Raw genomic sequence first — 23746 nt, forward strand, 5'->3', positions numbered from 1 at the left:
ATATGAAATACGCATTTATTTTCCCGGGTCAAGGCTCACAAAGCGTGGGTATGGGCAGAGAAATTTACGAAAATTTTGCCAGCGCAAAAGAGCTTTTGGACACTGCTAGTGCGCATACTAAAATCGATTTTGCAAATTTGCTTTTTGAGGCAAATGACAAACTTGATATTTCTGAATTTACTCAGCCAGCAATCGCGCTAAATTCGATGATGTGTGTTTTGGCGCTAAATGAGCAGATTAAAATTTCGCCTGAGTTTTTGCTAGGACACTCGCTTGGCGAGTTTAGCGCGCTTGGTGCTGCTGGCGCGATTGAGGCAAAGGAAATTTTAAGGCTTGTAAATATCCGCGGGAAATTAATGCAAAATGCTTGCGAGGGCAAAAATGCCGGTATGATGGTGGTTTTGGCCCTTAGCGATGAGGTAGTTTGCGCTATTTGCGACGAGGCTAGGGCGCAGGGCAAGCAGGTTTGGGCTGCGAATTTCAACTGCGACGGACAAATCGTCGTGGCTGGCAACCGCGATGATTTGGCGAGTTTGGAAGCTAAATTTAAAGAAGCTGGCGCAAAGCGCGCAATGTTGCTTAATATGAGCGTAGCTAGCCACTGCCCAATGCTTCAAAGCGCAAGCGACGAGCTTGTGAGCCATTTAGAGCCTGCGCTAAATGAGAGTTTCGCCCCAGTCGTAGCCAATGCAACAGCTAAAATTTATAGCACAAAAAGTGAAGCCCTAGGGCTTTTAAAAGCGCAACTAATCAGCCCAGTGCTATACAAACACAGCGTGAAAAACTACGAAAATAGCGTGGATTGCTTCGTCGAATTTGGCGCAAGCGTGCTAAAAGGGATAAACAAAAAAATCACCGACAAACCGACTTTTAGCATTTCAAATTTAAGCTCGCTAGAAGAATTTGTAAAATTCGTAAAGGAAAACGCTTGAAAATCGCAATTTTAGGCGCAATGCCAGAGGAAATAGAGCCACTTTTGGCGAATTTAGACGCCAAAAAGATTGATTATGCAAACAACGAATTCTACCTTGCGAAATTCGGCGCGCACGAGCTTATCATCGCTTACTCAAAAATCGGCAAGGTAAATTCTACCCTTACTGCCACGCTGATGATAGAAAAATTTGGCGCGGAGAAGCTTATTTTCACGGGCGTTGCAGGCGCGCTTAAAGAGGGTTTGAAAATCGGCGAAATTTTATACGCTACCCGCCTAGTCCAGCATGATTTGGATATCACTGCCTTTGGTCATCCGCACGGATTTGTGCCAGGAAGCCCGATTTTTGTGGATACTGACGCGAATCTTAACGAAATCGCACAGCGCGCGGCAAGGGAATTGGGGCTAAATTTAAAATCAGGCATTATCGCAAGTGGCGATCAATTCGTATGCGAAGAGGCGCGCAAAGCTTGGATTAAAGCCGAATTCGACGCGAGCGCGGTCGAAATGGAGGGCGCTAGCGTGGCGCAGGTTTGTCATGCGCTAGGTGTTGGCTTTTGCGTGTTAAGAGCCATTAGCGACGAGGCTGGAAACAAGGCTGAGTTTGATTTCGACGAATTTGTCGTAAAAAGCGCGAAAATCAGCGCGAATTTAGCCCTAAAAATGGTCGAACTTCTTTGATAAATATCTCCAAAAAACTTTTGCGCGTGGTCGGTCAAACCAACGCAAAATACAAAATGTTCGAAGAGGGTGATAAAATTTTGCTCGGACTTAGTGGTGGCAAAGATAGCATGTCTTTGGCACACATTTTGAAGCATTTCCAAAGTGTAAGCCCGCTAAAATGGGAGTTCGAGGCCGTAACGATAAGCTACGGCATAGGCGAAAATTTGAGCGAAATTTCAGCGCATTTTAACAAACACGAAATCCCATATCGTATCATTGAAACCAAAATTTTCGAATTTGGCAAGGAAAAAATCCGCGCAAACACCACATTTTGCAGTTTTTGCTCGCGCATGCGCAGAGGCTATCTCTACACATACGCACTCGAAAACGGATTTAACAAAATCGCCATAGCACACCATTTAGACGACGCTGCGGAGAGTTTTTTTATGAATTTCACCTACAATGGCGCACTTCGCACGCTAGCTCCTAGATATACCGCCGAAAATGGACTAATTATAATTCGCCCGTTGATTTTATGCAGGGAGCGCCAGCTAAGTGCCTGTGCGCAAAACAACGCCTTGCCCGTGATGAACGAGGAGGAGAGCTGTCCAGCCCGCCAATACGGCGGCAAGGAACCAATCGCCAGAGCTGCGACAAAGGAACTTTTAGCCCAGTATGAAAAGGCTCACCCGAAATTTTTTATCAGCTTAGAAAGCGCGTTTAACAACATCCACGACGACACATTTTTCACACCGAAATTTTAAAATTTTGAAATTTGGTAGTTAAATTTTAGTTTCATATTAATAAAATTTTAATAATAAATAATTTTTCAACCTAAATTTAGACGAATTTTGATAAATTTACATGTCAATTATCAGATTTCTTTGAAAAGGCTGTCGTGTGAGTAAAATTCATCAAATTGTAATCACAAATCCGGAGCTTTGCATAGGTTGTAAGGCGTGCGAGAAGGCTTGTGTTAAAGAATCTATAAAACGCGGCAAACTAGGAATTACACGCATTAGAGTATTCAAAGTAGAAAAAACTTCTTCTACAAACCAATGTCGCCAATGCGACGATGCTCCATGTGCCGTAGTTTGCCCAAGCGGTGCTTTGCAAAATTTAACAGATTTTGTCCATCTCAATGAGCATTTATGCGTCGGCTGTGGGCTTTGCACCGTAGCCTGTCCGTATGGCGCCGTCTCATTAGATAGCACTGGTGTTTTTGGAGTCGAAAAAGACGCGAACTATCTTAGCCAACCGGGATTTCCAAGTCTCGCTGTCAAATGCGATATTTGTGATGGTAGAGAAGAAGGTTCGGCCTGTGTCGAAGCCTGTCCAAAAGGTGCGATTATAATGCTAGATTCAAATTCAGAGCATAAAATCGGAAAAAAACTCAAAAATACGGAAAATATGCAAAATTTCATCAAGGCTATCAGCGATAGAGATGTTGATTTAAGCGAGTTCGTGGCTCCACCTGCGCCAAAACCTGCGCCAGAAGCGAGCGTGGCTGAAAAACCAGCTGAAAAAGCGGCTCCTGACACGGCGTCTGCGCCACAGAGTGCGCCAGCCCAAAAACCGGCTGAAAAACTAGCCCCACAAACAGCTCCTGCCCTAACTCCTGCACCAGATGAGAAAGTGGCCCAAAAACTGGCTTCTCAAAAGGTTGAAGCAAAAACCGAGCCAAAAGCGGAAGTCAAAGCTGAGCCAAAAACCGAGCCAAAGCCTAGCGATGAGATAAAACCGCAAAAAGTAGCCTCTAAACCGAAAAAAGAGAGCAAAGGGGCAAAAAATCCGAATTTGAAATCTAACGATAATAAGGATGACAATGCTTGAATTTATTTTTATTTCATACTTATTAATAGGCGTTATCAGCTTAGCTCTTTATAATTCGCAAAAGACTGCTTTGTATTTTGGATTTATTTCAAATGCCGCTATTTCGGTAGTGGGCGCGCTGTATTTCCTATCGCAACTGCATGGAAGTAGCGAATTTGTGCTTAGGGGATTTTTGTTTGAACCAAGCTTTTTGCTAACGCCTTTGGGTGCATTTTTTAGTTTTATAGTATGTTTTATAGGCGCGATGAGTGCAATTTATTCGCTTGGATATTTGCAAAATTTCAAGCTGAATTTCGCTGTAAAATCTGCGCTTTTTAGCTTTTTTATGCTAAGCATGCTAATGGTTATTAGTAGCAACGATGTCTTTGGATTCGTGGTTTTATGGGAGTTAATGACGCTAGTTTCTGCGCTAATGCTCAAATTCAACGACACTCCAAGTTCGAATTTCACAGTTATGCTATATCTTGGCGTGGCGCAAGTGGGCGCGTTTTGTATCGTTATAGCGTTTTTGATTATGGCGCATAGTGCTGGAAGTTTGCATTTTAGCGACTGGAATTTCAATACTTCATCTTTATTTATTTGCATTTTGCTTTTTATCGGATTTGGCACGAAGGCTGGTCTTGCGCCGTTTCATGTGTGGAGCCCACTAGCATATCCTCTTGCAAATTCAAATGTCTCAGCGTTATTTAGTTCCGCGATGAGTAAGGTCGCGATTTTTGGTTTGATTAAATTTATGTTGATTGCCAAAATTCCTGCCTCTTTTGCCTTAGCTATGATGATTTTGGGCGCATTTGGTGCTGTTTGGGGTATCATTTTTGCTGCGCTTCAAAACGAGTATAAAAAACTAATCGCATATAGTTCTGTCGAAAATATGGGAATTATTTTGCTAGCACTTGGTGCTGGACTTTATGGGCTTGCTACTGCAAATAATATTTTGGCAGCCTTTGGTTTGGCTGGTGCGATTTTACATAGCTTAAATCACAGCGTGTTTAAGGCTGTTTTGTTCTTTGCTGCTGGAAATATCTACAATGCAAGCAAAAAGCTAAAAATCAACTCTTTGGGTGGTTTGGCCAAATTTATGCCAATCACTGCGTTTTGTTCGCTAATAGCTGTGTTAAGCATAGTCGCAATTCCGCTATTTAACGGCTTTGCGAGCGAGTGGCTGATATATAAAGCGCTTTTATCAAAAACAGATCCTGGAATTTCAAGATTAGTTTTTGCGCTTTCAACTATCGGTTTGACGCTAGCTGGCGTGCTTTGTGCGTTTGCCTTTGTTAAATTTTACGGATTAATATTTAGTGGCAAAGCCAAAGGCGAGTATAGGGAGGCTTCGATTTTCTCGCTCGTGCCTATGGTGATTTTGGCACTTTTCTGCGTGATTTTGGCTCTTTCATCGCCTATGTTTGTAAGCAAAATTTGGTCATTTATGCCAGTGGCAGATAGTGGAGCGACGCTATCATTTTCGCTACTTTGGCTATGTTTGATTGCTATGTTAATCTTGCCATTTGTGATTTTGCTAGTTTTCAAATCGCCTTTTGATAAACCAAAACTAAGCGATCCGTGGGCGAACGGATTTAAATTCAGCAACGATTTCTTGCCAAATTCAAACACAGCCGTGGGTGATTTAAGGCGAGTTTTGGCTAAATTTATGTGCATAAAAATGCGCAAAAAAGGTAGCTCTTATAGTATTATCGTAAAAGATGTTTTTATGGAGTATATCTATAAGCCTATAATTGATATAAATATGAAAATAGCCGATAAAATCGCCATTATGCAAAACGGCAAGAGTGCGACTTACGCATTTTATATGGTGCTTTATCTTGGCATTTTAGGCGTGGGAATATTTTACTTTTTTGGAGGCAAACTATGATATTACAACTACTTTTAGCTCTTGCCTTGATGCCACTATTTGACGGTATTTGTCGAAGTTTGCGTGCAAAAATCCAGTCTCGCCAAGGACCGCCGATTTGGCAAACTTATTATGATTTGTTAAAACTTTTGCGCAGAAAGCGAACAGCTCCAAATTCAGCCCATTTTGTCTTTAAATGGACGCCGTATTTGCTCGTGGCAATCGGAGCATTTTTGGTAATGCTAACTGCTGCTAGGTGTGAGAGCATTTCAGATTTGATTGTTATCGTGTATCTGCTGGTCGCATTTAGGGTTATTCTAAATTTAGCGGCATTTGATAGCCTTAACCCATTTGCGGCAATCGGCGCAAACAGAGAAAATATGCTAGCCCTTTATGCTGAGCCTATTATGATTTGCGGTTTGATTGTGGTTTGTGTAATGTTTGGGACTACAAATTTAACCACTATTCATAATGCGGTCATTAACGGCGAAGTTGGATTTAAAATTTCATTTATAATAGCAGGAATCGTATTGTTATGGTCTGTTTATATCGAAATGTCAAGAAAGCCTTTTGATATAGCAGAAGCAGAACAAGAGGTTCAAGAAGGCGTCGTGGCTGAATTTAGCGGTAGAGATTTGGCGCTCATCGACATTGGAGCTATGCTAAAACAATTTGCCGTAATTTGCCTATTTGTTAAAATTTTTATCCCTTTTGGGTTTAATAATTTACTACTAGATTGCATTTTTACGGTGATTTTGGTCGAATTTGCCACAACGGCTGCTGTGTTAATCGATAACTTCGGTCCTAGGTATGCAATGCTTTCGACTTTGAAATTAAACGCTTCGTGGATGCTAGGACTTGGCGTTTTAAGCGTAATTTTGTTTGCTGCGGGGGTTTGATATGGAAGTGTTTGCAATACTTTTAATGATGATTTCTTTGGCGGTATTTTCGTTTAGGGATTATAAAATTTCAATTTCTCTTTATGCGTTAAATACCCTTTGTTTGGTGACGCTATTTTTTATCATGGCGGCCAAATTTGGAGCTGGCGAGCTGTATTCGTGGGCGATAATCGCGGTCATTACCAAGGTGATTTTGGTGCCTGCGATACTTTTCTTTACCCTTATTAGAATCGATGAAAAGCACGAAAACGACCCATACACAGGATTTTTCTTATCGCCTGTGATAGCTTTTGCTTTTTCGATTGGGCTAGCTTATCTTTTGACGCCAATCTTTATGAAATTTGCAATTATTCAAAATGAATTTGTCATTTGCGCTGCGATTTTTACATTTTGGATTGGGGTTTGCGGATTTATTTTAAGAAGGTCGTTTTTAAAACAAATTTTGGCTTATTGTTTGATAGAAAATGCGGTTCATCTAAATTTAGCCACAAACGCTTGTAATGCTAGTTCGCTAGTCGAGCTTGGAATTTTAAGCGACGCTGTGTTTGGAATTGCGATTATGGCTATTTTGGCGGTTAGATACAAAGAGGTCTTTGGTAGCCAAAATACGAATTTAGCCAGCGAGTTAAAGGGTTGAGTATGATAATATGTTTATTGCTTATTTTGCCGTTAATATTTGCGGCGTTGATTTATTTCGTGCCTGATAACAAGATAAAAGTCGCGAATTTGGTCTTTGCGCTAATTATTTGTGCGGTTATTTTTAAAGCTATTTCGCTTATAGGATATTCGCCGCTTTTCGCACTAAATAAAATGCTGTTTTTAGATAGCTTGGGTGGAATTTATCTGACAATCATCGGCATTACAGGGACTTTGGTAACGCTATATTTTCCTACTTATCTTGGTTGGAGAGATGAAAGTCCTAAAAAAATCAAAAAAATGCTAGTTTTAGCCTATATCACGACATTTGCTATGATACTATCTGCTGTGGCAAATGATATTGCTATTATGTGGGCAGCGGTCGAAGCGACAACGCTAAGTAGTGTTTTTATGGTTGTTTATAACAAGAAAAAACAAATCGTAGAAGCCGGTTATAAATATGTAATGGTCTGCTCTCTTGGTCTAGCATTTGCTATGTTGGCTACTATTTTGCTTTATTCAAGTGGCGGGATTTTATTTACAGATTTGATTGATAAAAAAATCGATCCGCTTACGATGAAAGTTATTTTTATCCTAGCTCTTGTGGGATTTGGCACAAAAGCAGGTCTTGTTCCAACCCATACTTGGCTTCCTGATGCTCACGCGCAAGGTCCATCTCCGACTTCTGCTGTGCTTAGCGGTATAGTGCTAAAAGTCGCAATGCTAGCTCTCATTAGATACTATTTTATCGCTGCAAATTCAGTCGGCATGGAATTTGTAATGGATACTATGCTTGTAAGTGGCGTGATTACACTTTATGTGGCTGGGTATTTCTTGGTAACTCAACACGATGTAAAACGCATGCTTGCTTATCACAGCGTAGTTCATATGGGCGTTATCGCATTTGCTTTGGGAGTTGGCGGGAAAATCGGCGTAGCGGCAGCACTTTTCCATTGCCTAGCTCACAGCCTTACAAAAGCCCTAGCTTTCCTTACCACGGGAAATACTTGGAGAATTTACCAAACAAACAATATGCACAAAATGGGCGGTCTAGCATACACTGCACCGCTTACTTGCGTGTTTTTTGGAATTTCGATTTGCTCACTTGTTGGAGTTCCGGCTTTTGCGATTTTCGTAAGCGAATTTATGACTTTTACACAAGCAATTTTGACAGAGCGATATGTCGTAGCGATTATTTTTGCGATTGCATTAGCAGTTATTTTCATAGCAGACTTTTCACACTTTTTCTTAGCTTCATTTGGCAAAAACCAAAGCGAGTTAAAATACGATAAAGAGATGAGTTTGTTTGAAAATTTACCGCTTATATTTTTGGGCTTTTTTGTTATCGCTTTCGGACTTTGGAAGTTTGAGTTTTTCTGGAATTTGCTTGATTTGAGCGTGAATTTAATAAAGGATTTAAGATGATAGGTGATTTATACATTAGTCAAATCGAAAGCGAATTTAACATACTTGAAACCACTAGACAAACCGATAAACAAATAACGATTTTGGTCGATAGAAACGACCTGCCTGCTGTGGTAAATAAGCTATATTATGGTATCGGCGGTTGGTTGGTGACGATGGTAGCAAATGATGAAAGGTCTATAAATAAACATTTTGCGCTTTATTATGTGCTTTCTATGGAGGGTTCTAAATTTAGCCAAGATGATGAATTAGAAGAGAAATGCTTTATAACCGTTAAAACTCTAATTCCGGCTGATGATCCTGTTTATCCCTCAGTTACGCCACTCGTTAAGGCTGCTGTTTGGTATGAAAGAGAAGCTTTTGATCTTTTTGGGCTTAGAGCGGAAGGGTTAATCGATCCAAGAAGACTTGCTATGAGTGATGATTGGCCACTAGATTTATATCCGCTTAGAAAAGATGAGATGAATTATAAATTTCGTCCAGATCCACTAAGCATAGAGCCTGATTATGAATTTAAAAAGCCAAAGGGAGTAAATACCCAAGCTATCCCGCTTGGACCGCTTCATATCACGGCTGATGAACCGGGACATTTTAGGCTTTATTGTGACGGCGACACGATTGTAGATGCGGATTATAGGCTGTATTATGAGCATAGAGGCATGGAAAAACTAGCCGAAAATCGTATGAACTACACTCAAATGGCATTTTTAGCCGAGAGAGTTTGCGGAATTTGCGGTTTTGCGCACTCTATCGCTATGGCAAGAGCCACAGAAAACGCTATGGGGCTAGAAATCCCTGAACGCGCGCAGGCACTCCGTATAATGAGCGCAGAGGTCGAAAGACTTCACTCAAATTTGCTAAATATCGGTTTAGCGTGCGAGGTTACAGGAAACTATACTGCATTTATGCATGTATTTAGAGTGCGTGAATACACGCTCGATTTGGCCCAAATTTTAACAGGTGGCAGGAAAACTTACGGCACGGTAACCGTAGGCGGTATGAGGCGAGATATCAGAGCCAAAGAGATAAAAGAGATTTTAAATTTGCTCTCTAAAATCGAGCAAGAATTTGAAGATGTCTGGGAAGTCATCATAAATGATGAAAGACAAATGTCTCGCTGGAAGGGAATTGGCGTTTTAGATCCGCAGGTCGGTAGGGATTATGGCTCAGTAGGACCTACAATCAGGGCTAGTGGATTTAAGCGAGATGTTCGCTACGATTACCCTGATGAATTTACGAAAAAACTCAAATTTAACATAAATACCGAAACTAGTTGCGATGTCTATGGCAGAGTCAAGGTGCGCTACCACGATACAAAAGACGCGATTAGTGTGATTAGGCAGTGTATTGATATAATGCCAGGTGGCGATATCATCGTAAGTAGCGATTATAGGGTTAAGCCAAACAGCTACGCAATCGGTTATATCGAAGCTCCACGCGGTGAAGATATACACTGGATAATGCAAAGTGGTAGCCAAAAGGTATATAGATGGCGTGTCAAAGCCCCTACATTTAGCAACTGGCCAGCCCTAGCTCATCAGCTTCGTGGCTACACCGTCGCTGATGCTGCGCTTATCGTATGTAGCCTAGATCCGTGCTATTCATGCACCGAAAGGCTAACCGTAGTCGATATAAAAAGCGGAAAAAGCAAAATTTTAGCCGGAAAAGAGCTTAAAGCGATTTGCCAAAAAGGAAATTAGATGAAAATTTTTGATTTAGTGAAAAAAAAGGGAGTTGTTACAAAGCCTTATCCGTTAGCGCCGTATGAAATGAGTGAAAATTTCAGAGGCCGCCCAGAATACACCTACGCTTTGTGCATTGGTTGCGCGTCTTGTGGTGTGGCTTGCCCGCCAAACGCAATCAGCGTCAAAATCGAAGATGAAAAATCAGTAGTGTGGCGATACGATACTGGCAGGTGCATTTTTTGTGGTCGTTGCGAGGAGGTCTGCCCTACAAAAGCTATCAAACTTAGCTCTAAATTTGAACTAGGCGTGAATTTCAATCGAGCTGATTTGCATGTGTGTGGCACTATGGAGGCGCATAACTGCTCGCAGTGTGGTAAGGCCTTTACTTCGAAGCGTTTTGTCCAAACCGCGCTTAGTAGAATCGCGTCTTCGAATATGAGCGATGATCGCAAAAAGCTAGCCAGAGAATATACGCAAATTTGCCCTGCTTGCAAACGCGAAAACACAGCAGCGAAAATGCGAGAAAATGATTATCAAAGGATTGTGTGATGAGCGGCGATGATAAATTAAAATTTTTAAAACAAATTAGGCGAAGTTTCAGCGTTTTTCGTGTCGATTGCGGCAGCTGTAATGGTTGCGAAATCGAGATTTTCGCCACTCTTGCTCCACAATGGGATCCAGAGAGATTTGGCTTCAAACTCGTCGCAAACCCGCGCCACGCCGATATTTTGCTAGTAACTGGACCTGTTACTAGGCAGATGTATTATCCGCTTTTGCGCGCGTATGAGGCTATCCCTGAGCCAAAAATCGTCGTAGCCTTGGGCGCGTGCGGTTCAAGTGGCGGAATCTTCCACGATAGTTACGCCGTGTGGGGCGGTGCGCAAAGCGTAATTCCAGTCGATGTCTTTATCCCCGGCTGTCCTCCGCACCCAGCTGGCATTTTATATGGGCTAGCTAGCGCGCTTGGGCTAGTAGATCAAAAGCTAAAAGAGCAGAAATTTGAAAAAAGTGAGAATTTTATTTTCACAGATAAACCTTCGTTAGTAGGCGATATGGCGTTTGAAAAATCAGCTTACCAAAAGGCAAAATTTTTGATGAGCTATGTCCATGCTGATGAGCTTTATGACAAATTTATGGACGCGCTTCGCACAAGCGGTGAGCCTAAAAACCCTGCTAGCGTCAAAACAGCTGTTTTAAACGCGATTAGCGCAGAAGAGGATCCGAGATTTAAAGAGTGCTTGGGAATTATCTACAACGATGTGTATGGCAAGTATTTTGGCGCAGAAAAAATCGATCCAAAATCCCTTGCTTGGGCGTAAATTTTAAATTTACGCCCCTTTTTAAAATTCTACAAATTTTATCTAAATTTATCAAAAATATCCCAATCTGATAATTTATACAAAAATACTAAATTTTTATTCAAATTTTGCTCAAATTTAAGCAAAATTAAGGGGGGGGGGGTATAATGAAGAGTATTTTTAAAAGGGGAAATCATGAAAAAACTTCTTTGTTCATTGGCGGGCGTAGCTTGCTTGGGTGCTGGCGTAGCCAGCGCAAACACGCTAGATCAAATCAAATCTAGCAAGGTTTTAAGAATCGGCGTGAGCGAGCACATGGCACCATTTAGCGTATTGCAAAGCGATGGCTCATTTGTGGGCTTTGAGATCGACTTTGCAAAAGAGGTCGCAAAGGCTATTTTAGGCGATGAGGGCAGGATAGAGTTCGTAGGCGTGCCTCAAAAAGAGCGCTTAGACTATGTCAAAGACAACAAGGTCGATTTGCTAATCGCAGCTTACACTAGAAACGAAAAACGCGCCCAAGTGGCTGATTTTTCGGTGCCGTATTTTTCTATCAATCTCTCGACCGTTTCGAAAAGATCAGCCGGTATCAAATCAATTGAGGATTTAGAGGGCAAAAGAATAGCCGTCATCGGCGAGAGCAACTCAGATGTCTGGGTGCGCAAAAACCCTAATATCACCCCAGTGCCATGCCAAAACAACAAAGACTGCTACGACAAGGTCAATCGTGGCGAGGCTGACGCGTATATGCACAATATCGTCTCAGTCGCCTCTGTGCCGGTGCTAGATCTAAATTTCGAAGTATCAATCCCAAAAATCGGCGAGACATTTTTCGACTGCGTCGTCACCCAAAAGGGCAACAGAGATATGCTACAATTGGTCGATCAAAAGATTTTCGAGCTCTCGCAAGCAGGCTATTTCGATAAAAAATACGATGAGACTATCGGGCCGTTTTATAACGGAAATGTCCCTAAACACTACTTTTTGTTAGATGATTTATACAATCAATTTTTAACTATGTAATCACCGCGAAATTCGCATTGATTAAAATTTTAACTTCTTAAAAATTTGGCGCGAGTGTTAGATCGCGCCAAATTTCAAATTTAGGCTTTTTGCCTACTAAAAATCCCAAAATACGCACAAAACGCAAAGCCAAGCGCCACTGCATACGGCGCGAATTCGCTAATCCCCTTAGCCGAGCTAGCTAGCGAGAAATTATGCGCGATAGCCCCGCCACACGCCATGCCAGCGACGAAAATCGCAGAGTTTAGGTTTCCGCTTCCAGCCTGGACTAGGTGTTTGCCAGGACAGCCTTCGCACAGCGAAAAGCACAGCCCCGCCAATGCCATGCCAGCAAAATTCCAGATAAATTCGTTATGCGCGATTGGTTGAGCTTCGAAGCCGAATTTATACTGCCCAAACGCCAAATTTGCGATTGAGGCACTCGCGATCACCGCCACTATGCCCCAAAACATAGAAAAATCGCCGTTAAAAGTGCGCGAAAGTGCGCCAACGGAGCAAAATTTGCTTCTTTGCATAGCCGCGCCGATGATAACGGCTACGATTAGGGAGATAAAAATCGGCGCATGTTGCGAACCAGGGCCCGAAGTCGAGCTAAAAATCGCGCCATTTTCGCCAAATTTCACCCCGCTAATGAGTGCTAGCAAAAGCAAAATTCCGATGATAAGTGGCATTGCGCCAAGCGGTTTTGAAAGCTCGTTTTCGCGCTCTGTCTCGTATCCGCTAGCCTTAAAAAACCTGCCACAAGCCACCCCGGCAAATAGCCCCACTACGCCAGCGATTGCGCTCATATCGCCTCCGCCTAGGCGCAAAAACGCTCTCCACGGACAGCCCAAAAACACCAAGCAGCCAATCATCGCAAAAATCCCTAAGATAAATCTCGTAAATGGCGATGAGGCCGAGAGTGTGCGATACTCGCCACTAATTAGCGAGGCGATAAAACCGCCGATGATAAGGCCGATGATTTCTGGGCGTATGTATTGCACCACGGCCGCTCTGTGAAAGCCAAGCGCACCAGCTGTATCGCGCAAGAAACACGCGGCGCAAACGCCCATATTCGCGGGGTTGCCATAATGCACGAGCGCGGCTCCGCCAAGGCCAAGAAGGGCACCTGAAATGATAAAAAGTATGGTTGATTTTGGCATTAAATTGCCTTTTTGATAAGTTAAGCAGACCTGCTTTTTTCGGGGCGAATTGTAGCGAAATTTGATTAGAGTTGATTGAAAAAATTTGATTAGTTTGGGATAGAAATTTGGTTTTAAATTTATGAAATTTGCGGGTTTTGAGTTATTGCATTAAATTTTGGGTTTGGGCTTTGCTTTCGCGCAAAAGTAGTTTTATGTGTTTTAGCAAAATAGGTGAAGCATAGGGTAAAAGTTCGCTAAATTCGGGGTCGAGCGTGGCGTAGGTTTTGGCTAAATGGTTGTAAAATCTCGCTTTGTCATTTTCGGTGCAAATGAAAAGCTCTTGCTCGAAAACGCCTAACGCCTGAGCGATGAACGGGATTAGCTCGACTTTTAGCTCACGATTGCCGTTGAGGTAGTTGTAAAGCGTGGGTTCGCTAGGGATTTCGCCTGTGGAGTTGAGGTGCGGTTCGAGCGATAAAATCCGCCTGACAAGCTCTTTTTTGCTAATATTTTTTTCTTTTGCAATCTCGGCGATTTTTTCGTAAATTTCCATTTTCGTCCTAAATATTCAAAATGAATAACTTCTTTGAATTTTAAATATTTTTTTATTCGTATTGAATATTTATAGACTTCGAATTGAATAAATTTAGGGAAAATTGGGTAGAATTAGGGGAAATTTTTAAAAAAAGGAAAAATTATGAAAAAATTATTTCAATTTTCTATCTTAGTTGTTGCCGTAATGTTATTTAACGGCTGTGCAGAATTAAATCAAGCATTAGAAGAGAGCGTATCGGAACCTGATTGCAGAAGCGAAGGAATAAATGCTTGTGCTATGCTTTGCGAACAAAATGTAAGTGAAAATTTCTGCCTTTATACATCGTGTATGTATTTACAAGCTGGAAATGAGGCGAAAGCTCGTGAATACCGCACTAAAATTTGTGATTTTTCAAGCGTAGCCGATAAATATGGCGGTAAAATCAGTTGTATTTTAAACCAAAATGAACAATTTAAAAACACAATTCCTGATTGCAATAAATATTTGGATAAGGAATAAAAATGAGATTTTTGTCAGTTTTGTTTTGCACATTTTCTTTTTTATTAAGTGCGGATGTTTCTACCATAAAATCGGATATATTTCAAGGTAAAAATATCCAAAACGGATTAAATGAGTTGATTTTGTTATGCGAAAACGGGCAGGCTAGTGCGTGTGGGGCTGTCGGCGAGATAGCTACTAGTCAAGGAGACAATAAATTTACTATTTCATATTTGAAAAAATCTTGCGAACTTGGTGGAGATTGTTCGTGCTACGAAAATTTTATGGCAGGTAATCCGATAAAAGATTGCGAAAAAGAGCCTACACAAGATATTGAAGAGGCAGAAGCTATCAAAAATGAGCTGAACGAACTAATGTTGTTATGCGAAGAGGGCATTGCTAGTGCGTGCGGAGCTTTGGGCGAGATAGCTGCAAAGCAAGGAGATACAAAATTTGCCACTCAATATCTAAAAAAATCTTGCGAACTCGGCGGAAATTGTTTATGTTATGAAAATTTTATGGCAGGAAATTCGATAAAAGATTGCGAAAAAGAGCCTACAAAAGATATTGAAAAGGCAGTAATTGTCGAACAAGAGCAAACTATACAAGAACAAATTGCCCAACAACCACAAACCAAAGCAAATTCTCAATCTGCACATGTAGCACAAGAAAAAATAGAATATACACAAACAAATGCGGAAAAAGAGCCACCAAGCATAATGGAAGGAATTAAAGCCATATTTTATGTTACAATTTTTTATATCATTTATAAAAAAATTTTGCGTCCGATATTTTCTTTTTTTGGCAGAATAAATTCTTCATTTAGCAGTGCTTCGCGAGATGATGACATGTATGATGAACGAAAAATGGAAAAAATGCATAAAAAACAAATGAAAGAAATAGAGCGAAAAAATAAAGAAATGCAAGAAAAAAATCAAAGAGAAATGGAACGGAAAAATAAAGAAATGGAGGAAAAAAATCAAAGAGAGCTTATCGGTTCGGCCGTGCAAGACGGAAATTATGTGTATGTCTATAATCTAAAAGGAAGTCGATTATTTTCTAGGTTAGGAGAGCTCGTTGGCTATACTAGCACAACGGTTTCTGTTCTAGATAAAAATAGCGATGGCAAATATGGCACGGTATATGTGTATAACAATAAAGGAAGCCAAATAAGCTCTAAACCATGGCGTAAAAATTAAAGGAGATAAAAAATGAATAATGATATAACGATAAAAAATTCAACCGAATTACTAGACGAACTTTGGAATACTATAAAATCGAGTGGGCTTTATGCCTACTCGAAAAATGATATTTATGATTATCTGATTTATCTGATAAACAAATATGATGAAAATCACTTTTTTGATAAAAATTCAAATGCTAAAAATTCAAGACTTTTAAAGATTTCTCAAACTCGCATCAAAACGGCTAAGACAAATATTTTAGTTAAATTTATGGGGCAAGAGACTGATTATGATGAAATTTTTGTAAATTTTTTGAATAATTGCAAAGACAATCTTGTTAAATTTACAGAAATCATAGAAAAAGGCAAAATCAAGTTTGTGTTGGAAAATCCAGCAATTCGCATAGTCTTAGAAAGTAAGCTAAAAAAATCAGCTAGCAATACCTTGGATTATCATCTAAATAAAGAAATTGTTGAGATAGAAATAAATGATTTTTTAAATATGCTTTTAAAAGAATTAGAAGAACTTGAAGCAAAAAAGAAGATTAAAAAATTAAGCGAAAAAGAGCAAGAGTTATTTGAAAAATTAAGTCGTGTTAAAGAAACTTTGACCGAAAAAGAAAATAAGATGAATAAAAAAGCCAATATAGACACGACTATAAAAATTACAAATGCAATTAGTTCGTTTTTAGGATTTGTTACAAATTTGGGTGAGAAATTAAATTTTTTATAAAATAATTTTAGCAAATTTAAAGGATAAATTTATATATAACACAAAATTTATCTGCAAGGAATTAAAATGATAAAAAAAGCAAAAAACCTAAAAATGAGACGAAAAATTAAATTAGGCATAGCGTGTGCGCCAGAAAACGATACCACAAAATATTTTTACATCCACGGATATAATTCGACAGGATTTGAAACTGCGAAAAATATCGAAAAACTAGGGATTGAGGTTGAAGTTTTGGGCTGGGATAGTAGGGCGGATTTCGAAATAAATTTTCAAAATTTATGCGTCAAATTGCCAAAAAAAGGCGATTTTAAAATAATTGCAACTTCGCTTGGCTGCTATTATGCCAGAGCGATTGCTGAGAAAAATTGTTGTGATTTGGTCCTTTTTAATCCGTGTTTTGACCCACAAAACTACGATTTTATCGCGGAGAGAAAATCATATAATCATAAATTTAACCCAATGCTTACGGTGCCAATGTCGATTTTCGTCTCGCAAAGCGATGAAGTTTTGGTAAATAATGTAGAAAAAGTTAAAGAATTATTCGGCGGTTGTTGTTATATCGAAGTAACGAACGAGCGCCACCGAATAACAGATTTTTCGAAATACAAAGATACAATTTTAAAAGATAGTTGGTTATAAGTATAAAATTTTGGCGATTATTCAAAAATAATATAAATATAAAGCTTTCCTTGAAAATTTAAGGAAAGCTTGAAGAGATTTGGTAGTTAAAATTTATGATTTCTTCTAAAAATTTAATTACTTCATCGTATTAAACACCCTATCGCCAGCGTCTCCTAGACCTGGGACGATGTAGCCGTTTTCGTTTAGCTTCTCGTCGATTGCGGCGGTATATACAGGCACATCTGGGTAGATTTCACTGAATTTTTTTAGTCCCTCAGGTGCTGCGATGATAGAGATAAATTTGATCTTTTTCACGCCCTTTTCTTTGAGGAATTTCACCGCGTCAATCGCCGTGCCACCGGTGGCAAACATCGGATCTATGATGATTGCGGTGCGCTCTTTGTAGTCGGCCGGGAGTTTTGCGTAAAAAAACTCAGCCTGCAAACTCTCTTCATTTCGCTGAAAGCCCAAAAACCCGACGCTCGCATCCGGAATTAGCTTAAAGACAGCATCCAGCATACCAAGTGCAGCGCGCAAAATAGGGCAGATCATAATCTTTTCGTCTAATCTTTTTGCTGTCATTTTCGCCACAGGCGTCGTAATCGGCGCGTCTTTTAGGCGCAAATCGTTGCTTGCCTCAAAAAGCATTAGGTAGCTAATCTCGTCGATTAGCATTCTAAACTGAAACGGATCTGTCTTTTTGTCTCGCAGGATTGAGAGTTTGTGCTCGATTAGGGGGTGTGAGATTTGTTTGATATTTTTCATGATTTCACCTTTCATAAAATTTGCCTATTATACAGAAAATTGGTAATGAAAGGGTAGATTTTGGGATTTTGATCGGTGGCGGACAGGGAGGGATTCGAACCCTCGAGCCCCGGTTAGAAGCTGCACCCTTAGCAGGGGTGTGGTTTCGGCCAGCTCACCCACCTGTCCAAGTAATAAGAAATCGCATTATATCGAATAAAACTAATATAACGCTTAAAATTTCGCTAAATTTTGAAATTTTGGTTGTTTTGTGGTAGGGCTGGGGAATACTGCGCCGAGAATTTTGGCGTGTGTATAATGCGCTATTGAGCGTAAATTTTGTTTGATTTGTCATTGCGAGCGAGTGTAACGAGCGAAGCAATCTAGCACGGCGAAGCCGTAACGAAAAATTAAACCAGCTAAATTTAGAAAAACTTCGTTTTTCTAAATTTAGCCACTTCTAAGGTTTTACAGGGGTGGGGGTTGGTAAGGGGGAGGGTAGCGTCTCCTAAAAAGCGCGCCCTCCCCCTTACAGAGAATTTCAAAATTTCGCCTAAAATTTAAAAAATCGTTCAATGCTAAATTTGGGTTGAATTTTGAATTTAAATTTCCCTGGATTGCTTCGAAAACTTCGTTTTATCGCAATGACACGGAATTTGCGTTTTGGTGATTTTAGCGCGTAGATTGCGAGAATTTTTGCTTCGCAAAAATTCTCGCAATGACAAATTAAGGGTGCGGGAATTTCTCTGGATTGCTTCGCTATGCTCGCAATGACAGCAAATTCAGCGCAAGGAATTTTAAAGTCGTAGATTGCCATGACGGCGACAAGTCGCCTCGCAATGACAAATTTGACAAATTTGATAAATTTTGGAGATTAAATTTTAAAAAAGCAAAATCAGGGGGCGCGAAGCCCCCGAGCAGAAATTATTTTTTTACGATTACGGAAATTCCGTTTGGAATCACAGTTAGGCTCTTTTTGCCTAGCGCATGCGCCATTTCTAGGGCTTCTTCAAGGCTAGCGGCATATTTCATTTTCATATCTTCGACCATGGTTTTGATCTCAGGGCGCGTTACCATGATGACTGTGTGTTTGATCAAAACGCGCGCGAGAATTTGGCTTTCCCATTGATCTGGGATTGTTTTTTCTTGTGGGGTTGCCATACATTGATCGTAAAAGGCTTGCGCGCTTTCGCAATCTTTAAGTGAGCGATAAAATCCCTCGCCACCGTGTCCATCAGCGCAGTATGAGCACTCGATGATGACGCCACCAGGGTTACAGGTAGCCTCAGCCGCGGTCATTGATTTGACGCATTGGTATAAATTTTGATCAAGTGGCGCGCCGCCATTTGATGTGATGACGATGTCTGCCATTTTTGGCTCAACTTTGGCGTAACTTAGCAAAAAGTCGCAACCTGCTCTGTGCGCTGTGACATAATTTCCCGCAAACGCTGCGACCGTTTTTTTATCCTCGTCGATTACGACATTTACGATGTAGGCGAGTTTGGCAAATTTCGCCGCTGCTAGCATATCTGTGTGCAATGGGTTGCCATCTAGCACGCCAGTGCGGGCAAATTCGCTATCTATGAATTTCGAGCAGTGATTTCCTAGCACGGTTACTTTGTCGCAAACGCCAGGCAAAACGCTCTTTCTGCCGCCACTAAATCCAGCGAAAAAGTGCGGTTCGATGAAGCCCTCTGATACCAAAAGCTCGGTCTCTACGGCTACTTTGTCGATTACACACGGCGCGCCTGATGGCAAAATGCCGATTTGTGTGTTTGAATTTGGATCGAAGCAATCATGCACCACGATTTTTGAGCTTTCATAAATTTCATCGCCTAGTTTGGCGCGGAGCTCGGCCTCTGTGGTAGGGCGGTGAAATCCAGTGGAAACTAAAAGCGTGATTTCGATATCGGGATTTCCCTCTTTTAGCTCGGCAAACATATTTGGCAAAATATCCTTGCTTGGCACTGGGCGGGTGTGGTCTGAGATGATGATGACGCAGTTTTTCTTGCCTTTGGCAAGCTCGCACAATCGCGGGCTATCGATTGGGTTCGCCATAGCTTTTTTTACGATTTCTAGGCCGCTACCCTCGGCTTTAAGCTCGTCGATTTTAGAGCGCAAAACATTTGCGTCCCCCTCGTCGAAGTCGATAAAAGTATTGCCGTAAGGAATCTTTAACATTATGTCTCCCTTAAAATGAAATGAAAATTAAACTTTTTATTATACAGCGATGGGGTGTATATTTTGCTTAAATTTCAAAATAAATTTTAAAATTTAAGTTATGAAAAATATCGGCAAAATTCCTAAAATAGGGCATATCAAGGCGCAGGTTTTAGAGCGAATAGCGCCAAGAGCGCATAAATTTGCAAGCACAAAAAGTGGAAGTGGAATTTGCGCCTTGAAGCTTGGAAGCGTGAAATTTAAAAAACTAATCAAAGCCTCATCAAAAACCCCGCCCAATCCGCACAGGTGCAAAACCACGCTAAGAGGGTAAAAAATCACAAAAATATATCCGATGATAATCACGCTAAGTTGCTGAAATGAAGCTAGCGGAAAGAAAAAATACACCGCGATATTCATCGCAAACCAGACATAAAGATTAAAAAGCGCCAAATTTGCGAAAGTGCCAAATTTGCCCCAAAAATGGTGCGAATACAAAAAAATATAAAGCACACCAAGGGAGGAAAAATAAAACCCTACGCTAAAAGCTAGATGCGGAAAAATGGCCAGTAAAAGCGCAATGCTAAGGAAGAGATTGGCGAAATTTAAAAGCTCGAAATTGCGCCACAAAAGGGAAAATCCCACCACGCACATCGCCAGCGAACGCAAAAAACTAGGCGTAAAATCCAGCACAAAAAGATAGCCAATCATCAGCAAAATCGCCGTAACGCTAAGGTCAAATTTGAGATTTCTCCACGGGAAAAATCGCCTCTGCAAAATGCGATAAATCGGCGCAAAAATCAGAAAAAACGATGAAAAAATAATGCCTAAATGAAACCCGCTAATCGAAACAATATGCGCGATCCCCCAGTGCGTGATGTTTTGGCGCAAATCATAAGGCATGGGCGTGGCGAAATACAGCGCGCTGTAAAGATCGGCTATAAGGGGGTTTTCGTGCTGAGAACGAATAAAATTTATGGCTTTGGTTTTGGGCGAGTTTTCGTAAAATGGGGCGGAAATTTTAAAATTTGGCGCATAAAACCTAGCCTTCACAAAATCCAAAAAACTCAAATTTTGCGTGATGATACCCACACTCACGCGCGCGAATCGTGGGAATTCGCGCCCGGTTTTGGTCGTGGTATAAATCGTAAAATTCCCTGATTTTAGTTTTAGCACGGTGTATGTGCGGCCTTTGGCGTTTGTTTTGTCGTAGGAATTTAAAATTTGGCTTTGTAAAAATATGCGAGAATTTGATTTAAATTCGCAAAATTCGTGGTATTTAAACGCCAAATTTAGCGCAAAAATCAAAATGATAAAAAGCGAAAATAGGCAAAATTCTTTTTTGTTATAAAAGAGTTTGAGTTTCAAAATTTTGAAATTTGGGCGAAATCACTTTCGCCCACGCGCCCTTAGCACGAAAAATTCATCTTAAACTCATACGGAGTAGGGCGTGCTTCGTATGGCCAAACTTGGGTTTTAAATTTCATGTGTTGATAAGCTTGGATAAAATCGTCGCTCATAATATCTTTGAGATACGCTCTATCGCGGATCAGCGCTTCTAGCGAGCCACGAAGCGTGTGCGGGAACTGCTCGATACCGCGCTCGCGAATCTCATCAAGGGTGAGTTTAAATAAGTTTTCGTCCATTGGCCCTGCTGGCTCGATTTTGTTTTTCACGCCATCAAGTCCTGCCATTAGCATTGCAGCGAAGGCTAAATACGGATTTGAGGTGCTATCTGGGAAGCGAAATTCAGCCCGCACACTCTTTTCGCCTGCGCCATAAGGAATTCGCACAGAAGCTGAGCGGTTTTGGCTAGAATATGTCAAAATCGACGGAGCCTCAAAGCCCGGGATTAGGCGTTTGTAGCTGTTTGTGCTAGCATTAGTAAATGCAGCGACACTTCTAGCGTGAGAGAGCACGCCACCGATATACCATCTGGCGAAATCGCTTAAATTTGCGTAATTTCCCTCGCCATAAAATAGGTTTTTGCCGTCTTTCCATATTGATTGATGCACATGCATGCCATTTCCGTTGTCGCCATAAAGTGGTTTTGGCATGAAAGTCGCGGTTTTGCCGTTTAGTTGGGCTACCATTTTGATGACATATTTGAGTTTTTGCACATTGTCAGCCATTTCGACTAGATTGCCAAATTTCACGCCGATTTCGTTTTGGCCTTGGGCTACTTCGTGGTGTCCTAGCATGACATCTAAGCCCACTTGCTCCAAAACCTGCATCATCTCAGCCCTTAAATCAGTGGCTGTATCGATTGGCTGAGTCATCAAATATCCGCCTTTTTTGCGTGGGCGGTGACCGCTATTGTATCCTGATGAGAAGTTCGTATCGTCGTTCCACTCGCCTTCTTCGGTGTCTATCTCATACATAGCGCAGTTTGTGCTATCGACGATTTTGACATTATCGAAGATGAAAAATTCATTTTCAGCCCCGAAATACGCCTCATCGCCAAGCCCGCTATCTTTTAGGTATTTCATAGCCTTTTTGGCGATTGAGCGAGGGCATTTTTCGTAAAGTTCGCCCTTGTAAATATCGAAAATATCGCTAAAAACCACAGCCGTAGGGTCTGCGGTAAATGGATCTAAAAATGCAGTTTCGACATCTGGCATCATTAGCATATCACTTTTATCGATTGGTTGCCACCCGTCCATCGAGCTAGCGTCCATTGGGATACCATTTTTGAACTGATCTGGTTCGACGATTTTGATATTGTAGCTGATAGAGTGCCAAAATCCCTTCATATCCGTAAAGCGGAAATCGACAAATTTAACTTCGTTTTCTTCGCAAAATTTGAAAAATTCATCGACATTATTCACAAATTTTCCCATTTCTTCTCCTTAAAAATTCTAAATTTTATAATTTTACCCTTTTGTTACTTAAAATACGAAGCGAAATATTTTTGTGTGAGTTAAATTTTGAAATTTGCGCAGTTTGAAAATTTGGTGCTAAATTTAGTGATAAATTTAAAAAACCCCGCGAAATTCGCAGGGTTAGGGGAGTATGAAATTATTTTAGGAAGGCTTATTTTTTATCTTTTTTAAGCTCTTTTTGCGCCTCTCTTTTTTCCTTGCGCTCTTTTAAATTTTTAGCCAAATTTGACTTTTGCTCTGCGTTTAGCACACCAAGCAAGGCCTCGATGACACCAGCCTCGGCGGTGATTTGCTCGGTAAATTTTTTGCTATTATTTTCGATAAATTTTGCTTTGTCAAAATTAGCGATATCTTCTAGCAAATTCTCGCGTGGCTCTGATTTTTTGGCGATTCGCGCTTCGTTTGCTTCAAACATTATTCTGCGCACCTTCGCCCATTGCTCATCGCTTAGATCAAGGCGTGGAAGCTCGCGCATAATCGCGCCTGTGTAGCGGTCATTGTGCCCCATTTTGTGGAATTTTTTCATACCTTGGCCAAATTTCGCCCCCTTTGCTTGGCAGTTTTTCATATCGCCAGCGCACGGCATTGCGCCGCCTTCGAAACCGCCTTCGAAACCACCCTTAAATCCGCCCATTTTTGGCATTAAATTTGGAGCGCATTTATGCTCTGCGTTTGCGCATGGAAGCGGAGTTTGTCCGCCTTGCGGACCTTGTGCGAAAGCCCCAGTTGTCAAAACAGCGCACGCTAATGATAGAACTAACTTTTTCATTTTTTCTCCTTTGCTTTAAAGTTGGCGTGATTATACGCGCGCAAACTAACCCCAAAACCCACGCTTTGCTAACCAAAGCTAACTTTGAGAAAAATTTACGATAAATTTGGAGTTTTGAAATACTGCGCCGATATGCTCGCTATTGTCATTGCGAGAAACGGCGCAAGCCGTTTCGTGGCAATCTACGAGCATAAAATTCCTTGTGCTAAATTTGCTGTCATTGCGAGCCGACACCTAACTACCAAAAGATAAATG

The 23746-nt window shown here is 41.0% G+C and carries 24 protein-coding genes and 1 tRNA gene; 17 read left to right on the top strand and 8 right to left on the bottom strand.

Translation table 11 applies throughout. The annotated features are described in order from the left end of the window. The first annotated feature begins 2 nt into the window (after positions 1-2). The 12 genes from fabD (at position 3) to OFO07_RS03110 (ending at position 12242) form a co-directional block, all read left to right on the top strand. Entirely contained in the window at positions 3-932 is a 930-nt protein-coding gene (gene fabD, locus OFO07_RS03055; protein ID WP_270870887.1) for an ACP S-malonyltransferase, read from the top strand. Further along, the gene (locus OFO07_RS03060) at positions 929-1612 is read left to right on the top strand and encodes a 5'-methylthioadenosine/adenosylhomocysteine nucleosidase (protein ID WP_270870888.1); all 684 of its coding nucleotides are present in this window, start codon (positions 929-931) and stop codon (positions 1610-1612) included. The genes fabD and OFO07_RS03060 overlap by 4 nt, the downstream gene beginning before the upstream one ends. Then, positions 1609-2358: an ATP-binding protein gene (locus OFO07_RS03065; RefSeq protein ID WP_270870889.1), complete on the top strand. Its 750-nt coding sequence runs from the start codon at positions 1609-1611 to the stop codon at positions 2356-2358. The genes OFO07_RS03060 and OFO07_RS03065 overlap by 4 nt, the downstream gene beginning before the upstream one ends. 136 nt (positions 2359-2494) lie before the next feature. Beyond that, positions 2495-3427: a 4Fe-4S dicluster domain-containing protein gene (locus OFO07_RS03070; protein WP_270870890.1), complete on the top strand. Its 933-nt coding sequence runs from the start codon at positions 2495-2497 to the stop codon at positions 3425-3427. Beyond that, positions 3420-5297 carry a proton-conducting transporter transmembrane domain-containing protein gene (locus OFO07_RS03075; RefSeq protein ID WP_270870891.1) on the top strand — a complete coding sequence of 626 codons (1878 nt, stop codon included), beginning with the start codon at positions 3420-3422 and terminating at the stop codon, positions 5295-5297. The genes OFO07_RS03070 and OFO07_RS03075 overlap by 8 nt, the downstream gene beginning before the upstream one ends. Next, positions 5294-6175 (top strand): respiratory chain complex I subunit 1 family protein, encoded by an 882-nt coding sequence (locus OFO07_RS03080; RefSeq protein WP_270869691.1) that lies wholly within the window; start codon positions 5294-5296, stop codon positions 6173-6175. The genes OFO07_RS03075 and OFO07_RS03080 overlap by 4 nt, the downstream gene beginning before the upstream one ends. Position 6176: 1 nt before the next feature. Next, on the top strand, positions 6177-6812 hold the full coding sequence (hyfE, locus tag OFO07_RS03085; RefSeq protein ID WP_270858356.1) for a hydrogenase 4 membrane subunit: 636 nt from the start codon (positions 6177-6179) through the stop codon (positions 6810-6812). A gap of 2 nt (positions 6813-6814) precedes the next feature. Then, positions 6815-8236: a proton-conducting transporter transmembrane domain-containing protein gene (locus tag OFO07_RS03090; protein ID WP_270862243.1), complete on the top strand. Its 1422-nt coding sequence runs from the start codon at positions 6815-6817 to the stop codon at positions 8234-8236. Then, positions 8233-9936 (top strand): NADH-quinone oxidoreductase subunit C, encoded by a 1704-nt coding sequence (locus OFO07_RS03095; RefSeq protein WP_270869692.1) that lies wholly within the window; start codon positions 8233-8235, stop codon positions 9934-9936. The genes OFO07_RS03090 and OFO07_RS03095 overlap by 4 nt, the downstream gene beginning before the upstream one ends. Continuing rightward, positions 9937-10470 (top strand): 4Fe-4S dicluster domain-containing protein, encoded by a 534-nt coding sequence (locus OFO07_RS03100; RefSeq protein ID WP_270870892.1) that lies wholly within the window; start codon positions 9937-9939, stop codon positions 10468-10470. Next, complete coding sequence (locus OFO07_RS03105; protein WP_270862246.1) at positions 10470-11240, top strand: NADH-quinone oxidoreductase subunit B family protein; 771 nt, start codon at positions 10470-10472, stop codon at positions 11238-11240. The genes OFO07_RS03100 and OFO07_RS03105 overlap by 1 nt, the downstream gene beginning before the upstream one ends. A gap of 174 nt (positions 11241-11414) precedes the next feature. Further along, positions 11415-12242: a transporter substrate-binding domain-containing protein gene (locus tag OFO07_RS03110; RefSeq protein WP_270870893.1), complete on the top strand. Its 828-nt coding sequence runs from the start codon at positions 11415-11417 to the stop codon at positions 12240-12242. 80 nt (positions 12243-12322) lie between these two features. On the opposite strand, the gene yedE is transcribed toward OFO07_RS03110, so the two are convergent. Together yedE and OFO07_RS03120 are read right to left on the bottom strand one after the other, a co-directional pair. Beyond that, positions 12323-13384: a YedE family putative selenium transporter gene (gene yedE, locus OFO07_RS03115; RefSeq protein ID WP_270870894.1), complete on the bottom strand. Its 1062-nt coding sequence runs from the start codon at positions 13382-13384 to the stop codon at positions 12323-12325. A 142-nt stretch (positions 13385-13526) separates the two neighbouring features. After that, complete coding sequence (locus tag OFO07_RS03120; protein WP_270870895.1) at positions 13527-13919, bottom strand: helix-turn-helix domain-containing protein; 393 nt, start codon at positions 13917-13919, stop codon at positions 13527-13529. A gap of 144 nt (positions 13920-14063) precedes the next feature. Here OFO07_RS03120 and OFO07_RS03125 point away from each other — a divergent pair, with 144 nt between their 5' ends. From OFO07_RS03125 to OFO07_RS03140, 4 genes are all read left to right on the top strand, one after another. Beyond that, positions 14064-14420, top strand: a complete 357-nt coding sequence (locus tag OFO07_RS03125; protein WP_270858348.1) for a hypothetical protein — start codon at positions 14064-14066, stop codon at positions 14418-14420. A gap of 2 nt (positions 14421-14422) precedes the next feature. Further along, positions 14423-15598 (top strand): hypothetical protein, encoded by a 1176-nt coding sequence (locus OFO07_RS03130; RefSeq protein ID WP_270870896.1) that lies wholly within the window; start codon positions 14423-14425, stop codon positions 15596-15598. 12 nt (positions 15599-15610) lie between these two features. After that, on the top strand, positions 15611-16315 hold the full coding sequence (locus tag OFO07_RS03135) for a hypothetical protein (RefSeq protein ID WP_270870897.1): 705 nt from the start codon (positions 15611-15613) through the stop codon (positions 16313-16315). 66 nt (positions 16316-16381) lie between these two features. Then, complete coding sequence (locus tag OFO07_RS03140; RefSeq protein WP_270870898.1) at positions 16382-16954, top strand: YqiA/YcfP family alpha/beta fold hydrolase; 573 nt, start codon at positions 16382-16384, stop codon at positions 16952-16954. 117 nt (positions 16955-17071) lie between these two features. On the opposite strand, the gene upp is transcribed toward OFO07_RS03140, so the two are convergent. The 6 genes from upp to OFO07_RS03170 all read right to left on the bottom strand — a co-directional run bounded on the left by upp (position 17072) and on the right by OFO07_RS03170 (position 23491). Continuing rightward, a complete protein-coding gene (upp, locus tag OFO07_RS03145; protein ID WP_270868537.1) occupies positions 17072-17701 on the bottom strand; it encodes a uracil phosphoribosyltransferase in 630 nt (209 codons plus the stop codon). Positions 17702-17777: 76 nt separating this feature from the next. After that, positions 17778-17869, bottom strand: a tRNA-Ser gene (locus OFO07_RS03150). A 735-nt stretch (positions 17870-18604) separates the two neighbouring features. Next, positions 18605-19861 (bottom strand): nickel-dependent lactate racemase, encoded by a 1257-nt coding sequence (gene larA / locus OFO07_RS03155; protein ID WP_270870899.1) that lies wholly within the window; start codon positions 19859-19861, stop codon positions 18605-18607. Between the two features lie 93 nt (positions 19862-19954). Next, positions 19955-21208, bottom strand: a complete 1254-nt coding sequence (locus tag OFO07_RS03160; RefSeq protein ID WP_270870900.1) for a ComEC/Rec2 family competence protein — start codon at positions 21206-21208, stop codon at positions 19955-19957. 41 nt (positions 21209-21249) lie between these two features. Continuing rightward, positions 21250-22680: a type I glutamate--ammonia ligase gene (gene glnA / locus OFO07_RS03165; RefSeq protein WP_270870901.1), complete on the bottom strand. Its 1431-nt coding sequence runs from the start codon at positions 22678-22680 to the stop codon at positions 21250-21252. Between the two features lie 193 nt (positions 22681-22873). After that, on the bottom strand, positions 22874-23491 hold the full coding sequence (locus tag OFO07_RS03170; RefSeq protein WP_270870902.1) for a hypothetical protein: 618 nt from the start codon (positions 23489-23491) through the stop codon (positions 22874-22876). An 84-nt stretch (positions 23492-23575) separates the two neighbouring features. On the opposite strand from OFO07_RS03170, the gene OFO07_RS03175 reads away from it, so the two are divergent. Continuing rightward, positions 23576-23743 carry a hypothetical protein gene (locus tag OFO07_RS03175; protein ID WP_270870903.1) on the top strand — a complete coding sequence of 56 codons (168 nt, stop codon included), beginning with the start codon at positions 23576-23578 and terminating at the stop codon, positions 23741-23743. Positions 23744-23746 lie beyond the last annotated feature (3 nt).

Origin of the sequence: Campylobacter sp. JMF_06 NA1 (assembly GCF_027737785.1) — a bacterium.
Taxonomy (GTDB): Bacteria; Campylobacterota; Campylobacteria; order Campylobacterales; family Campylobacteraceae; genus Campylobacter_B.

What these genes read in the sequence shown, in the direction of transcription:
- OFO07_RS03140 (WP_270870898.1), top strand. Translation starts at nt 16,382, where the DNA reads ATGATAAAAAAAGCAAAAAACCTAAAAATGAGACGAAAAATTAAATTA.
- hyfE (WP_270858356.1), top strand. Translation starts at nt 6,177, where the DNA reads ATGGAAGTGTTTGCAATACTTTTAATGATGATTTCTTTGGCGGTATTT.
- upp (WP_270868537.1), bottom strand. Translation starts at nt 17,701, where the DNA reads ATGAAAAATATCAAACAAATCTCACACCCCCTAATCGAGCACAAACTC.
- OFO07_RS03125 (WP_270858348.1), top strand. Translation starts at nt 14,064, where the DNA reads ATGAAAAAATTATTTCAATTTTCTATCTTAGTTGTTGCCGTAATGTTA.
- OFO07_RS03110 (WP_270870893.1), top strand. Translation starts at nt 11,415, where the DNA reads ATGAAAAAACTTCTTTGTTCATTGGCGGGCGTAGCTTGCTTGGGTGCT.
- OFO07_RS03130 (WP_270870896.1), top strand. Translation starts at nt 14,423, where the DNA reads ATGAGATTTTTGTCAGTTTTGTTTTGCACATTTTCTTTTTTATTAAGT.
- glnA (WP_270870901.1), bottom strand. Translation starts at nt 22,680, where the DNA reads ATGGGAAAATTTGTGAATAATGTCGATGAATTTTTCAAATTTTGCGAA.
- OFO07_RS03095 (WP_270869692.1), top strand. Translation starts at nt 8,233, where the DNA reads ATGATAGGTGATTTATACATTAGTCAAATCGAAAGCGAATTTAACATA.
- OFO07_RS03090 (WP_270862243.1), top strand. Translation starts at nt 6,815, where the DNA reads ATGATAATATGTTTATTGCTTATTTTGCCGTTAATATTTGCGGCGTTG.
- OFO07_RS03105 (WP_270862246.1), top strand. Translation starts at nt 10,470, where the DNA reads ATGAGCGGCGATGATAAATTAAAATTTTTAAAACAAATTAGGCGAAGT.
- OFO07_RS03120 (WP_270870895.1), bottom strand. Translation starts at nt 13,919, where the DNA reads ATGGAAATTTACGAAAAAATCGCCGAGATTGCAAAAGAAAAAAATATT.
- OFO07_RS03135 (WP_270870897.1), top strand. Translation starts at nt 15,611, where the DNA reads ATGAATAATGATATAACGATAAAAAATTCAACCGAATTACTAGACGAA.
- fabD (WP_270870887.1), top strand. Translation starts at nt 3, where the DNA reads ATGAAATACGCATTTATTTTCCCGGGTCAAGGCTCACAAAGCGTGGGT.
- OFO07_RS03075 (WP_270870891.1), top strand. Translation starts at nt 3,420, where the DNA reads ATGCTTGAATTTATTTTTATTTCATACTTATTAATAGGCGTTATCAGC.
- OFO07_RS03170 (WP_270870902.1), bottom strand. Translation starts at nt 23,491, where the DNA reads ATGAAAAAGTTAGTTCTATCATTAGCGTGCGCTGTTTTGACAACTGGG.
- larA (WP_270870899.1), bottom strand. Translation starts at nt 19,861, where the DNA reads ATGTTAAAGATTCCTTACGGCAATACTTTTATCGACTTCGACGAGGGG.
- yedE (WP_270870894.1), bottom strand. Translation starts at nt 13,384, where the DNA reads ATGCCAAAATCAACCATACTTTTTATCATTTCAGGTGCCCTTCTTGGC.
- OFO07_RS03080 (WP_270869691.1), top strand. Translation starts at nt 5,294, where the DNA reads ATGATATTACAACTACTTTTAGCTCTTGCCTTGATGCCACTATTTGAC.
- OFO07_RS03100 (WP_270870892.1), top strand. Translation starts at nt 9,937, where the DNA reads ATGAAAATTTTTGATTTAGTGAAAAAAAAGGGAGTTGTTACAAAGCCT.